The sequence below is a fragment of the Gardnerella sp. DNF01157 genome, assembly GCF_049244225.1.
Taxonomy (GTDB): Bacteria; Actinomycetota; Actinomycetes; order Actinomycetales; family Bifidobacteriaceae; genus Bifidobacterium; species Bifidobacterium leopoldii.
This window is the reverse complement of the sequence record NZ_CP058388.1, coordinates 97179-111473: the sequence shown is the minus strand read 5'-3', so window position 1 is coordinate 111473 and position 14295 is coordinate 97179. Positions and strand designations below refer to the sequence as shown.

The following is a 14295-nucleotide window of genomic DNA, read 5'->3' as shown; positions in this document are numbered from 1 at the left end:
TGTTTAGTTGCAATTACTTATAAAAACTAGCAAATATGTCGCAACGCTAATTTGCAAACGATGTCAGGTATTTATATAATTGATAGGCAGGGTGTATTTCAATCCAGAGATGTATTGATTTACGCACTATCGCCATAGTTGCACATTTGGCACGCTTACGACGATGTTAGGAATGTGCCAAATCATAAAGTAGAAGGAGCACCATGACAACAACAGCTACTGGCAAAGCTGATGCTGATAAGCCTATGGAAGAAAGCGCAGAACGTCTTGCACGTCCACTTATTAAGCTTGCTAAGGCGTGCGGCGTTGCCACTTTTTATATTGATCAGCAAGGAAGCTACACCGAAATTACAGATGAAGCATTAGTTGGAGTACTTGATGCATTAGGCATGCCTGCCGACACTCAAGACAATATTGCAATTTCATACGAGAAGGTTCAGCGCAAACGCTCTAGCGAATTATTGCCACCAACTGTCGTTTCGTTTAATGGCGCAAAAACTTGCGTACCAATTCACGCAGGAGATGCCAAAAAAGAGCAAATTCATATTTCTCTTACACTCGAAGATGGAACAGATTATGAAGGCTCGTTAGGCGATATTCAATCCGAAGACAATGGAGATTTGTTCATTGAGCTTCCGGATGATTTGCCAATGGGCTACCACACTTTGCATGCTAAAGTAATCAACACGAATGGCGAGACAGCTCAACACGCTGATGTTACATTGATTGCTGCACCTGCGCGTATTCCGTTGCCTGAAAGCGTTAAGCAAAAGCATCGTTGGGGATTCATGACGCAAATGTATTCTGTGCGTTCAAAAGATTCTTGGGGAATTGGCGATTACGGCGATTTGCGTCGCCTACTTAAGGATGCTGGAGAAATTGGTAAGGCTGATTTTATGCTGATTAATCCAATTCATGCGTGCGCTCCAGTAACACCTCTTGAGCCTTCACCGTACTTGCCTGAGTCTCGTAGGTTCTTGAATGTCACTTATATTCGTCCGCAAGATATTCCGGAATATGCTGAATTAAGCGGAGAGGATCTTGCCAAAGTGGAGCAATTGCATGAGTCTATTGCTCCTCAAAACAATAATCCAAATCCTATAGATATCAACGCTGCATGGGATGCCAAGCTTCCTGCGTTGCGTATTATTTTCAAGCAACCTCGTTCTACCGAACGCGAGCGCGAGTTTAGTGAGTTTAAGCATCGTTCTGGTGAAGATCTTGACGCTTTTGCAACTTGGTGTGTTGCGTTTGAAGTTTGGGGTGCTCCTTGGGGCGAGAATTTGTGGTTTGACACTACAGGCAAAGGCACTCCGCAAATTGAGCGACTTAAGCGCGAACACGCTGATTTGTTTGAGTTCCATCGTTGGCTTCAGTGGATTGCTGATGAGCAAGTTGCTGCAGCTCACGCTGAAGCTAAAGCTGCTGGTATGGCAATTGGTCTTATGCAAGACATGGCAGTTGGCGTACACGGCTACGGTGCTGACGTTTGGTGGAGTCCGGAACGATTTGCTAATGGCGTAAGCGTTGGTGCTCCTCCTGATTTCTACAACCAGCAAGGTCAGGATTGGGGTCAACCTCCATTCGATCCAAATTATTTGGATGAAACTGGCTATATTGCTTACCGAGACATGGTTCATAACGTGTTCTTGCACGCAGGAGCTGCTCGTATTGATCACGTTCTTGGATTGTTCCGCTTGTGGTGGATTCCACAAGGACAAGGTGCTAGAAACGGCGCATATGTGTACTACAACGTAGATGCAATGCTCGCAGTTCTTACTGTTGAAGCAACTCGCGCAGGCGGCGTTGTTATTGGCGAAGATTTGGGCACTGTTCCGAAGTATGTTTCTAAGGTTCTTGCATCTCATGGCGTGCTTGGCACTGTTGTTGAATGGTTCACTCACGACGACGAAGCTGAAGCTGCTACTAAGAAGGCTGGAAAGAAGCAAATTATTTTCGCTAATCCGTCTACATATCGAGAGTATGCTCTTGCTTCCGTTACTACGCACGATATGCCACCTACAGCTGGTTATCTTGCCTTTGAGCATGTCAAGCTTCGCGAGCAGCTTCATCTGCTTACAGACTCCGTAGAAACGTTCCAGGAGGCTGCTCAAGCTGAACGCGATGCAATGATGAAGATGCTTCTTGAGAACGGCTGGATTAGCAAAGATGCTGCTGAGGATGTTGAAGGCCATGTACAAGAGATTGTGGAAGCTATGCATGCGATTATGCTCACTTCCCCATCTTTGCTTTTGCAAGTTGCTTTGGTTGACGCTGTCGGCGAGAAGCGTTCACAGAATCAGCCTGGAACTAGTACAGAGTATCCAAACTGGCGTATTCCACTTGCTGATGCTGATGGTCGTGTAGTTCACACCGATGAAGTATTTAAGTCACCACGAGTGCTATCTATGACGGCAGTTATGCGCGGCGAAAATACACGGAAGCATGTATAATCTAATAGTTGGTTTACTGATGAACTGACTCTATTCCCCCTCGTAAGGAATATGATTTGCATAGTAGCAAATCAAAATATTTCTTACATGATGTCCTATGTGAGGCGAGCATCTATAATAGTGCTCGCCTCATTAATTTTTTGCCGATTACCCCAATTTTTTAATTATTCATATAACTGTCAACTACTCTTGCTTAATATACTTTGCAAATACCCGCTCTAAAATCGGAGTATGCAGCATAATAAGCGATCCCCAACCAATGAATACCAACAAAGGCAAACCCTGCGGCAAATATACGATTGATGCAAATATTAACACAATAAACACTATATCTAGCAGTGTCATTATAAGAGTTTCTTTCCAATACGAAATACCAAAAATAAGAGAATTAACCACTGTTTTATCAATTGAATTTTTAAAACGCGCTTGTAATGCAAACACCCATTCGGCAACAATAACCCACAATATGCTCAGAATAAATTTAATAATTAAAAGTGGAGTAGACCACACGCAAAGCCATAGCCAAATAATAGCAAGCAAAACTGGCCCCATTACAGCCCAAATAATAGTAGATTCCAAAAAATTGCTAGCAAACGCGCGAAAATAAACTGCAGTAATATGTCCTTCACCTTGCTCTGTACGTCTTGCAGCATCATGACCGGCACAAAGAGAAGCACCGATAGTAATTAAAGGAATGCTTGTTAAAATCATCAATATTGTAAGCCACACGGCATCAGCAAATGTTTCCATGCTTTGCGCAAACTTTGAATCTGGGCTTCCAAACGAGAAAATCATTCTATACTATCTCCTGGTTTTATGACGCAATTCCTATGCTCTACTATCTATAGATACCTTTAACAACGAACTCTACCACCTAATTACAAACTAGCGTAACTATTAAAAAAATAATGACGGTGTGCACAAACGTAATAGTATGTGCACACCGCCGCTTTTACTGCCACTTGAATTTTGGAGGAGAATTAATTTATCCCTTTACTGCACCAGACATAACACCTTTGATAATGTACTTCTGGCAGATGAGATAGAAGATTATGATTGGAACAATTGCCATAACCAAGCAACCCATCATGGCACCCATCTCAACAGATCCATAACCACCCTTCAAATACTGAACAGCTATAGAAATCGTCTTATACTTGTTGAGATCGAGCGTCAAGAATGGAAGCAGGAAGTCATTCCAAATCCACATTGCCTGCAAGATTGAAACCGAAATAATAGCAGGTCGCATAATCGGCACAATAATCTGGAAGAATATACGTGGTACAGAAGCACCATCAATCATTGCAGACTCTTCGAGTTCTTGCGGAATACCCTTAATCACACCAGTGAAAATAAACACTGCAAGTCCTGCACCAAAGCCTAAGTAAATAATCCACAATCCCCATGGAGTATTCAACTTTAAAGTGTTCGTAATGTAAGCAAGGGTGTACATAACCATCTGGAACGGCACAATCATGTTAAACAGGAACAAAACGTATAGAAGTTTTGCTGCCCAATTGTTCACACGAACAATCCACCATGCACACATTGACGTGCACAGAAGAATGAGGATTACAGAACCAACAGTTACAACAATAGTCCAGAGGAAACTCATTGGAAAATCAGTACGATTTGAACCTAATACGTAGTTAGACATTCCAACAAACGATTTTGAACTAAAAGTAAAAGGATTGCTTGCAATATCAACCTTAGACTTGAAAGAATTCAGTACCACTAAAGCTATAGGGAAAATCCATAACAAGCTTATAAGAGTGAACAGCACAGTCCATAACGCAGGATGCTTTGTTTTCTCGTTCATGCCGCTACCTCCTTTGACCTAGTGAGCATATTCTGAACCATAGCAATAACAGCCACGACAATGAAGAACATGACTGCCTGAGCCTGACCAACGCCTTCACATCTTGGAGTAGTGAAAGTTCTATAAATATTGAGAGCTAACATCTCTGTTTTCCTTGACGGACCACCGTTAGTTAATGCGAAGTTCTGATCGAAAAGCTTGAAGCCGTTGGTAATTGTTAAGAATGTGCAAACAGTAATAGAAGGCATCATCAATGGAATAGTAATCTTGAATAAAGTCTGCCTTGGGCTTGCACCATCGACAGCAGCTGCTTCCATAACATCTCCTGGAAGAGCCTGCATTCCTGCGATATAAATAATCATCATATAGCCAATTTGCTGCCAGCAAACAACAATCACAAGGCCCCAGAAACCGAATACTTCAGAGAACGTAATCGTACGATTGAAGTAGCCGAGTATACCATTTAACAAGAGCTGCCAAATATAGCTTAAAACGATACCGCCAATAAGATTTGGCATAAAGAACACGGCTCTGAATATCGTCGTGCCCTTGAACTTCTTAGTAAGCATGTACGCAATTGCAAAAGCAATAACATTAATAATTATTGTTGTAATAACTGCAAAAAGCGTTGTGAACAAAAACGAATAAACAAGATGCGGATCTTTTAAAGCTCTATAGTAGTTACGAAAACCCACAAACTTACCATCAGTCACAGTAGTGAATTTTCTAAAGCTCAAGTACACACCCATAATAAATGGCACTAAGAAGCCAACAACAAACGCAGCAAACGTTGGCAGCGCAAATAACCACCACCATTTACGTATTGCTTTTCCGCTCATACTAATCATGACTCGTCACTTTCTCCTCCTTGAGCGCGATATCCACGTAGACATCGCTGTCCCGAACCAATAACTTCATTCTACTACATGAATTAGCTATGTCAAACGTTGTCATTTTCGATATGTCACTTCAAACAAATATCAGAATTTAGTTTTAAAAAAATTGCTTATTATCGTTGGCATTCCAGCAAAATTTGCTAAAATAGAAATGTCTGCAAACGTTTGTTTGTTTCGAACTATAAAAGTTCGCACTAAACAATTAAACACAAGGCTGTGCTACACGTTTGTTATACGCGAATAAAGGAGTTCACATGTCGGCAAATATTCAAGATGTAGCGAATAAAGCTCATGTGTCAGTTTCTACTGTGTCGCGCTCATTTACACGACCAAACTTAGTATCTGCATCCACTCGCAATAAAGTATTGGCCATTGCCGAACAATTGAATTTTTCTATTTCGAAATCTGCAGCAGCACTAAAATCTGGTAAAACCTTGCGCATCGCTTTATTGATTAGCGATCAAATTCGCCTATGGTTTTCTGCATCTATTATTCAAGGATTGAATCAAGTATTCCACACAGCTGGATACGATTTGTCAATTTTTCAGATTTCCAGCAGCAAAGAGCGTAGCGAATTTTTCACAATGCTCCCAACTAGACGTAATGCTGACGCTGTTGTTGTGTGTTCCTTTGACGTAAATACCAACGAAATCGCACAACTTAAATCAACAGGCGTGCCAATTGTTGGCATAAACTGCTTATATCCACAAAAATGCGATTTTGACGCGACTATCAATATTGACGATGACCAAGGTGCAAGACTTATGGCACGCCACTTAATCGGTTTAGGGCATCACAATATTGCATATGTGCGCACAACTCGTGACGTTTCACTACATTTCAGCGTATTGCAGCGTTACCATTCTTTTATTGATGAATGCCAAAATAGCGGAATCACACCTACAGAAATTGTGGCACCTGCTAATTCTGATCGCATAAGTGCCATAGTTTCTATGCTTCTTGGAAGTTCAATTATGCCAACAGCAATTGCATGCCAAGAAGATGGGATTGCAATACCACTTATGTTTCAGCTTGCCCGCAGCGGGTATTCTACTCCAAAAGATGTGTCAATTATTGGTTTTGACGATAGTTTTTATGCGCATGAAACTGGCTTAACTACTATTAGACAGGATCCAGTTGATATTGCTTCTACTGCGGCAAATATCACGCTTGCGCTTATAAACGCAGAGAAAGTTGAAGATCAGTATCGCATTGTTCCAGCGCAACTTATTGTGCGTTCAAGCACAGCTGCATTATTAAAAGAGTAGACCTTTTATAGTTTTCTAGAAAATATCGAAATAACAAAATATCGAAATAACAAAATCCGCTAGGACTTAGCACTATGATGTGCCAGTATCCTAGCGGATTTGCTTACGTCACCTTTGCTTGCTTACGTCAGCAGGTGCAACGTCTATTTATTTATTAATGGATCAGTCGTCATCTTCATGAGCCTGAGAATATTCCTTAGCCCAACCATCCACGAATGCTGTCTTAACCTTATCCCACTTGCCGGTGCCCTGAGCGTACTCAAGCAAAGCAGAGCCGAGGTCGTTCTTCCAGTTATCAGATGGCATTACGGTGAAGTTCCAGCTTACTGGAGTCTTACCAGACTTAGCATCTTCAACAGCTGCCTGAGTCAATGGGTTGTCGGACTTGATATCTGCGAAGCTCTTGAATGGAGTGGTGAAGCCCATCTTCTTGGACAAAGCATCCTTACCAGCATCGGAAGTAAGCAGCCACTTCAAGAAGTCCTTAGTTGCCTTCTTGTTAGCGTCAGACGTCTTCTCATTGATGCACCAATAGTTCTCAGAACCAGTTGCCAAACCTTGCTTCTCTTCGCCCTTAGCGCCAATATAAATTGGAAGCATACCAAGGTCTTCAGCCTTCATACCAGCCTTGGAGAGGTCACCCCAAGCCCAAGTACCATTCTGGTAGAACACAGCTTTACCCTGGGAGAACTCAGCATTAGCATCTTCACCAGTCTTGGAACCAATCTTTGTTGCTGGTGTAGTGGAATCAGTAATGTAAAGATCGAAAATCTTCTTATAACCGTCAAGGAAGCTACCCTTTACCTTTGCAGGCTGCTTGGTAACATGATCTTCCTTGAATTCATAGTACAAAGGAAGATTTGCAAGGTGGGTCTTAAAACGCCAATCAGAGCTGGAATCAAAACCAGCAGAAGTGAACGCGCCTTCAACACCAAGATCTGACTTGTGCTTTTGAATATCATCTGCAACAGCCTTCAACTTATCGAAGGAGTTGATTTCTTCAGCAGACTTTACCTTAGCATCCTTAAGCTCGGTGTACTTCTTGAGCAAAGCCTTGTTGTAAATCAAGCCGTAGGTTTCCATTGCATATGGAATACCAACAACCTTATCTCCATCCTTCAAAGCAATATCCTTGTTCTGAAGTTGGCTATAAAGCTCAGTATCCTTCAAATCAGCAGTGTAATCCTTCCAGCTTGCGTAACCAACTGGACCGTTGATCTGGAAGAGTGTAGGAGCTTCATCACCCTTACTGATTTCGCTCTTCAAAGACTGCTCATAAGTTCCGGAAGCAGCAGTTTGAACCTTAACCTCAACACCTGTTTTCTTGGTGTATGCCTTAGCTACTTCCTTCCACTGATCTGCAGCTTCTGGCTTAAAGTTCAAGAAGTAAACCTTACCTTTAGCAGAGCTGTCACTTGAGGAGGATCCGCAAGCTGCAAGCGCGCCAAAAGCCATTGCCGAGCAAGCTACCAGTGCAATTGTTGATTTAATTGTACGATTCATCATCGAACCTTTCTCCTATGCCGACAATCCCGTCATTGGACTGCCACACCTCTAGGTGTCCTTATCGACAATATTTATTATGCCTCAACTGCTGCAATATTGCAAACGATAGCATAACTAAATTAACGCGTGTCGTCATAAAAACACTACACTCTAATATATTCGATAAAATTAGCACGTGTTTTTGGCAATAATTAAAGGGATTACGCAACAATTTAGCAAACGATTGCGCAATCTCTTGAGGATCATAGTTTAAAACAAATTATTTAATTAGCAGCTAACCCTGCCCACGAGCAATCTTATATTCCTTAACTCATCCGTCCACAAACGCGGTTCTGAGAATAGCCCATGCCTTATTAGCACCAATAGAAGTCATACCGTCTTTTGTAGCTTGAGCGTATGTAAGCAGATCAGAGCCAACATCGTCCCTTCCATATACTGCTAATCTCGTCCAAACTAACTAATTACTGCTATTGAATACTATTTACATCACAGTAGTGAGCTACTACTGCAGCAAATACAAGACTCAAATATATAAATGTATCTGCAATAAAAATTGTGCAAATCACAATAAAATATCTGAAATTCTAATCCGTATTTCAGCAATTCCAATGCACAATTACATTATCGCCTTTGTACGCGCCCAACACAGAATAATGCGCGGTATCCATACGAAGAAGTCGTGCAAAATCTGGGCTTACTCCAAGCCAGCGCGCAGTAAGAATACGCAACACATGAGCATGCGCAACAATAAGCACATCCTTACCTAATTTCAATTTAGGCATTGCCATATCAATAATCTTTTGAGTACGATCTGAAACCTCTTGCAAGCTTTCTCCAGAAGTTCTGTGCACATCCACTGCTTCTCCACTAGGAAGCACCTCTTTAGCGTCACTAACCATGTGAGAAGGAAGAACTTTAGGACCATGCTTCCACACATCCCAAGCCTCAACTCCACTTAGTTTAGAAATATCAGCGCGCGTGCGACCCTCAGCAGCACCATAATCCCACTCCAGCGCACTATCGCAAATTGTATACGAATCAAAACCAGCAAACTGAGCTGTTTGCTGCGCACGACGAAGTGGACTTACAAGCACACAATCCTTATCAAAACCTTTTGTGAACACACACTGCAATCTAGCGCCAGCCTCTTTTGCCTGCTCAACACCAACTTCAGTAAGAGGCAAATCCGTGCGTCCGGTATGTTGACCGGACACACTCCAAGCAGTTTGGCCGTGGCGAAGTAACACCAAGCAACCCTGCTTCGAGCATTCTTTCTGAGAGGATTCTTTAGTGCCGTTATTTTGCATAGTCTTCACATTCCTCACCAGCGCCATGTACACACATCGCACTGGACGCCTAGCAGCACGATTGCTTTACGTAAGCATTTCTTAACTTGCAGCCACTTTGCCGCAAATCAAGATCACTGTTCCATGGTACCGCCAAAATTGGTATTTCGTTACCACTAACATAGAAAATATGACGCAATTATCATCGGCTAATACTAAAACTCAACGAAGCCATCGTGCGGCTCAAGCTACCGTACAACGACTTAATGCAGCAAATCGTAAGATTGAGGCCCTTCGCGAGCGCCGATTGAGAAATCAAAATACTTTAGGAGATTCATTACTAAAATCTGCACTTCCTTCTTTTGCAACGTTTATTGCAGGGCAGATTGCGCACTTAATATGGAAAAAACATGTTGATACTAGAAAAATCAATTTAAACTCTAATAGTCGTTCTAACAATCTTTCTAAAGAAAAAGTTGCGCAAAAGCAGCGTATTAAGCAAGAAGAGCCGCTGCTACTGTCTCTTGGATTTGCAGTATTTTCTGCGATTCTTACTACGATTGTTGGTCGCTTAGCAAGCCACGGAACCTTGTTTTATATTGCGCGAAGGCAAAGAAAAAGACAATTGCGCTCACAAAAACGATTTTAATTTATTAAATTTCATAAACTAAATGGCCTTATTTTGAAACGAGAATGCTGAAAGGAATAAGAAATAACGTGCCAAATTTACGCCACAACGAAACTATCGATACTTTACTGAATCGCCGCTCCATTCGCGCTTTTTGCAACGAAGCAATTGACAACGATACAGTTGTCACTCTTGAAGCTGTAGCTCAGCGCGCTGCTTGTAGCCAGTTTTTGAACGACTGGTCAGCGATTAAAATTACGGATAGCTCAATTAAGCAAAAGCTTTCCGAAATTGGCAACCAAACATATATTGCTACAGCTCCACTACTGTACGTTTTTATTATTGATCAACATAGAAACGCTGCAATTGCGCACAAAAATGGCGTAGATACCAGTAGCGACGAGTTTATGCTTAAAACTCGCTACCGCTTTACGCAGGCTCAAAATGACGTTATTTTGGCGCTTCATGCCATGGAAACTGCCGCGGAATCTTTGGGGCTTGGTTGCGTAATTCTCGGTTCAATTTTGAACAGTAGAACTCAGCTTATTGATATTTTGAATTTGCCTAAATACACGTACCCCGTGCTCGGCCTGGCAATTGGTAAGCCTGTGCAAAGCCCAGAATTAAAGCCGCGAATGAGCGCTGACATGCAGATTTTTGAGAATACCTACCCTGCTGACGATGCTGAATTATTAGAAAATCTTGCTGATTTCGACAATCGCGTGCATCAATATTACGATTTGCGAAATGCTAGCAGACCAGTTGATGCTTTCAGCGCACAAATTCTTGCTATAGCAGCAGACGATATTGCCAAAAAACACGAAGCAGAAGATGTTGAGCAGGTTGCAAGGCAAGGTTTTAACGTTGCGTAAGATTTAGCACCGTTTTAATTTAGTGCCGTTTTAACTTAACGCCGTCTTGGCTTGTACCCGCGCTTTCTAGATTTCGGCTTTGCGCTTGCGGATGGCGAGCGCATATCGGAATACATGCGATCTACCGGATTCTTATGCGTCAAATGCCAGCAACCACAATATTCACAAGCATAAACCCATAACTGTGTTCCACGCTCTCGCAAACTTTGCTCCGCCGCCATAAGAGCCTGCCCTTTATTCTTGTACATGATTTTTTGGGTAGATTCGCAACGCCTCGGAGTAAAGAAATACATAGCTTTTATGGTAGCAAACCGCTTAACAGAGCTTATACAAAACGCACGCAATGGCGTAAATCACGCATTATTCCTAAACTTAAGCCACAAAACACGTTCACAAAAGTTCAAAATAAATTCAATTTATTATAATTTAGTTCAATTTTTCTACTATATTTCTACTATTTTTTACTATTTCTCGTCATTTTTTGAAAAATTACTATACAAAATAATTTTTGCGACTAATATTGAGCAAATAGTTCAATTTAATACTTATATTTTGAACTTTGCTATAAACTTGTTCAATTTATAAATGCCGATTTTACAAGAAAGACAGATTATGGCACAGAATTTTGCTGATGAGCTTAAGAAAGCTATGAAGCGCAAAGGGTACAAGCAGATTGACGTAATCGAGCTTGCAGCAAAAAACGGTCATAAGCTTGGCAAAAGCCAGTTAAGCCAGTATTTAAGCGGCAAAACTGAGCCTCGCAAAGACGTGCGTAACATGCTAGCTGAAATTCTTGGAATCAGCGGTGACGGAGTAAAAGGCGGTCATTCTTGTGCAAAAATCGAGCAAAACTGCCAGTCTGCAGAAGAATCACAATTAAATCAATTACAACAGCAGCAACAGCCGCAGCTTACAGAAGCTGAACTTTCCAAAACTCTAAAGCATCGCACATTCAACAAATCCACCAAACTTGAGCACGTGCTTTACGACGTTCGAGGCCCTGTTGTTGAAGAAGCAAACCGCATGGAAGCAAACGGAACACACATTCTAAAGCTCAACATTGGAAATCCTGCGCCTTTTGGTTTCCGCGCTCCAGACGAAGTAATTTACGACATGCAGCAGCAGCTTATTGACTGCGAAGGCTACTCGGATAGCCGCGGACTTTTCTCTGCGCGCAAGGCGATTATGCAATACGACCAGCTTAAGGGCATTCCAGGCGTGCAAATGGAAGATATTTACACTGGCAACGGCGTTTCCGAGCTGATTAACCTTTCTATGCAAGCGTTGCTTGATTGCGGCGACGAGATTCTTATTCCAAGCCCAGACTATCCTCTGTGGACCGCGTGCGCGAGCTTGGCTGGCGGCACTCCTGTGCACTACATGTGTGACGAAAAGTCGCATTGGTACCCAGATATTGACGACATTCGCTCTAAAATCACGCCGCGCACTAAAGCAATCGTGATTATTAACCCGAATAATCCTACGGGAGTGCTGTATAGTCGCGAAGTTTTGGAAGAAATTGTTAAGATTGCGCGCGAGTTTAATTTGATTATTTTTGCGGACGAGATTTACGACCGTCTTGTTATGGACGGCAAGAAGCATATTTCGATTGCTTCTCTTGCTCCAGACGTGTTCTGCGTAACTTTTAGCGGACTTTCTAAATCGCATATGATTGCCGGCTTCCGCATTGGTTGGATGAGCCTTTCGGGAGATAAATCCAAAGCTCGCGACTACATTATGGGACTTAACATGCTGTCTAATATGCGATTGTGCTCGAACGTTCCTGCGCAATCGATTATTCAGACTGCTTTGGGCGGATACCAAAGCGTTGAAAAGTACTTGGAGCCAGGCGGACGCGTATATGAGCAGCGCGAATACTGCTATAACGCGCTTCAGGAGATGGATGGCGTAAGCGTCGAGCGACCGGATGCCGCTTTCTACATGTTTGTAAAACTCGATCCAGACCGCTATAACATTCACGACGACGAACAGTTTGCGCTTGATTTGCTACGCGATCAAAAGTTGCTGATTGTGCACGGAAAAGGCTTTAATTGGCAGACTCCAGGCTACTTCCGCGTAGTCTACTTGCCGCGCTTGCAAACGCTTCGAGACGCAATGAGCAAACTCTCCAACTTCCTCTCCTACTATCGCCAGTAACAGCAAACCCCACCTATAAACTGCGACAAAACACTCATTTCGCTCACAGTCCAGAAAAAGGTGTATATCAAGAGGCATATGTTATTCAGAATATGAAAGACATTCATAACATGAAGAAAGAAAAAAGAGAAGGAAATGAACGCTGCGGCACGAATTCGCACAACTCTTATTATTGCCGTTTTATCGCTTAATGCCTTTCTTATAACAAGCTGTAGATTTGGCGTAAGCCTATATCTTTTAATACATGTCGACTTATCTCATGCAGCGCTTAACGCGGTATCAGTAGCGCTTATGACCTGCATAGCAGCACCGCTTGGCGGCATTATCGCAGATAAATATCCACCAACTAGATTGTTTATAGCTCTAACGTTCTGCTTTGCCTTGCTGTGTACTGGATACGGTTTCGCTTTAGTAGCGCAGCATAATCTTATTGCTATTACGGTTACACTACTCGGCATAATATTCGGGTTCTTTACTGCATTTTCTTCGCCTAATCAAAAAGTATTAATGGCATATAGCGCGCCAGCTGGCGAAAAAACCAAATTTTTAGCAAGCATGCGCATGTGGATTAATCTCAGCAGGCTTGCTGCACCTGCTATCACTGGCATATTTGTTGATATATGCAATCCGCTCATTTTCTTTACGAGCATTGCTATTGTGATGATACTAGCGGCGCTACCTCTACTGTTAGTTAATCTAAACCAGCAAGCACAAAATAGCGCAAACAATACGAAGACAGGAAGCAGTAAAACTGCTGGTTTTGCAGCTTCTCTACACTATATGAAATCTACACCATGGTTAATAGTCTTAGGAGTAGTATCAGCATTACAATCTGGATCATGGCTTGCTGCATTTAGACTAATGGGAGCACACCATTGTCTCACACTTTTTCATTCGGCATCCACGTGGGGATCAATAGTCAGCATATTTAACATTGGCATGATTGTAGGTTCGCTATTATGCAAATATATTGTGCTGCATTATGAGATTTTATACTCTATTTTACTACCTGGATTCCTTTCTATTCCTTTACTTATTTTCGCACTTAATAATTGGATTGCTCTTTTTCTTTGCTCTGCTTTCATTGCAGGTATTATTTTTGACGCCACTATTGTCTATGGGCAAACAGCTCTTCTCGACGGCATACCAACACACATTCTCGGCGCAACTACTACTTTTACTTCTATTATGGAGCAATGCGGCATTATCGTAGGGTATGCAAGCGTACTAGCATGGGGAAATCTAAATTCATCATTATTCATAATGATTGCAGCTGGCGTAATACTTGTTTCAACAGGTATAGCCTTATGGATTATTCGAACTCGTAAACAAACATACCCATCAATGCTTACCAAAGATTATTGGACACCATCAACATGGGTAAAAAGAAGCATATAACAAGCTATTTAG

At 42.1% G+C, this 14295-nt stretch carries 12 protein-coding genes; 6 read left to right on the top strand and 6 right to left on the bottom strand.

Translation table 11 applies throughout. From position 1 onward, the window contains the following. The first annotated feature begins 203 nt into the window (after nt 1–203). Nucleotides 204–2453, top strand: a complete 2250-nt coding sequence (gene malQ, locus HXT38_RS00445) for a 4-alpha-glucanotransferase (protein ID WP_064340166.1) — start codon at nt 204–206, stop codon at nt 2451–2453. A 183-nt stretch (nt 2454–2636) separates the two neighbouring features. Here the strand turns inward: malQ and HXT38_RS00440 are convergent, their stop codons facing one another. The 3 genes from HXT38_RS00440 to HXT38_RS00430 all read right to left on the bottom strand — a co-directional run bounded on the left by HXT38_RS00440 (nt 2637) and on the right by HXT38_RS00430 (nt 5120). Continuing rightward, nucleotides 2637–3248 (bottom strand): DUF624 domain-containing protein, encoded by a 612-nt coding sequence (locus HXT38_RS00440; RefSeq protein WP_421791845.1) that lies wholly within the window; start codon nt 3246–3248, stop codon nt 2637–2639. Nucleotides 3249–3438: 190 nt separating this feature from the next. After that, a complete protein-coding gene (locus HXT38_RS00435) occupies nt 3439–4272 on the bottom strand; it encodes a carbohydrate ABC transporter permease (RefSeq protein ID WP_004104804.1) in 834 nt (277 codons plus the stop codon). Then, entirely contained in the window at nt 4269–5120 is an 852-nt protein-coding gene (locus tag HXT38_RS00430; RefSeq protein WP_004118392.1) for a carbohydrate ABC transporter permease, read from the bottom strand. Before HXT38_RS00430 ends, HXT38_RS00435 begins: the two co-directional genes overlap by 4 nt. A gap of 302 nt (nt 5121–5422) precedes the next feature. On the opposite strand from HXT38_RS00430, the gene HXT38_RS00425 reads away from it, so the two are divergent. After that, nucleotides 5423–6436: a LacI family DNA-binding transcriptional regulator gene (locus HXT38_RS00425; protein ID WP_004118390.1), complete on the top strand. Its 1014-nt coding sequence runs from the start codon at nt 5423–5425 to the stop codon at nt 6434–6436. A 162-nt stretch (nt 6437–6598) separates the two neighbouring features. Here the strand turns inward: HXT38_RS00425 and HXT38_RS00420 are convergent, their stop codons facing one another. Then, a complete protein-coding gene (locus HXT38_RS00420; protein WP_004104821.1) occupies nt 6599–7942 on the bottom strand; it encodes an ABC transporter substrate-binding protein in 1344 nt (447 codons plus the stop codon). Nucleotides 7943–8538: 596 nt separating this feature from the next. After that, nucleotides 8539–9249, bottom strand: a complete 711-nt coding sequence (locus tag HXT38_RS00415) for a histidine phosphatase family protein (protein ID WP_064340164.1) — start codon at nt 9247–9249, stop codon at nt 8539–8541. A gap of 169 nt (nt 9250–9418) precedes the next feature. Here HXT38_RS00415 and HXT38_RS00410 point away from each other — a divergent pair, with 169 nt between their 5' ends. Both HXT38_RS00410 and HXT38_RS00405 read left to right on the top strand, forming a co-directional pair. Then, the gene (locus tag HXT38_RS00410) at nt 9419–9877 is read left to right on the top strand and encodes a hypothetical protein (protein WP_004104836.1); all 459 of its coding nucleotides are present in this window, start codon (nt 9419–9421) and stop codon (nt 9875–9877) included. Nucleotides 9878–9921: 44 nt separating this feature from the next. Further along, on the top strand, nt 9922–10728 hold the full coding sequence (locus HXT38_RS00405; RefSeq protein ID WP_421791843.1) for a nitroreductase family protein: 807 nt from the start codon (nt 9922–9924) through the stop codon (nt 10726–10728). A gap of 35 nt (nt 10729–10763) precedes the next feature. On the opposite strand, the gene HXT38_RS00400 is transcribed toward HXT38_RS00405, so the two are convergent. Further along, nucleotides 10764–11021, bottom strand: a complete 258-nt coding sequence (locus HXT38_RS00400; RefSeq protein ID WP_032841754.1) for a hypothetical protein — start codon at nt 11019–11021, stop codon at nt 10764–10766. 319 nt (nt 11022–11340) lie between these two features. Here HXT38_RS00400 and HXT38_RS00395 point away from each other — a divergent pair, with 319 nt between their 5' ends. Next, nucleotides 11341–12885 (top strand): aminotransferase class I/II-fold pyridoxal phosphate-dependent enzyme, encoded by a 1545-nt coding sequence (locus tag HXT38_RS00395; RefSeq protein ID WP_421791841.1) that lies wholly within the window; start codon nt 11341–11343, stop codon nt 12883–12885. Nucleotides 12886–13020: 135 nt separating this feature from the next. Then, entirely contained in the window at nt 13021–14283 is a 1263-nt protein-coding gene (locus HXT38_RS00390; RefSeq protein ID WP_174143537.1) for an MFS transporter, read from the top strand. Nucleotides 14284–14295: the final 12 nt, after the last annotated feature.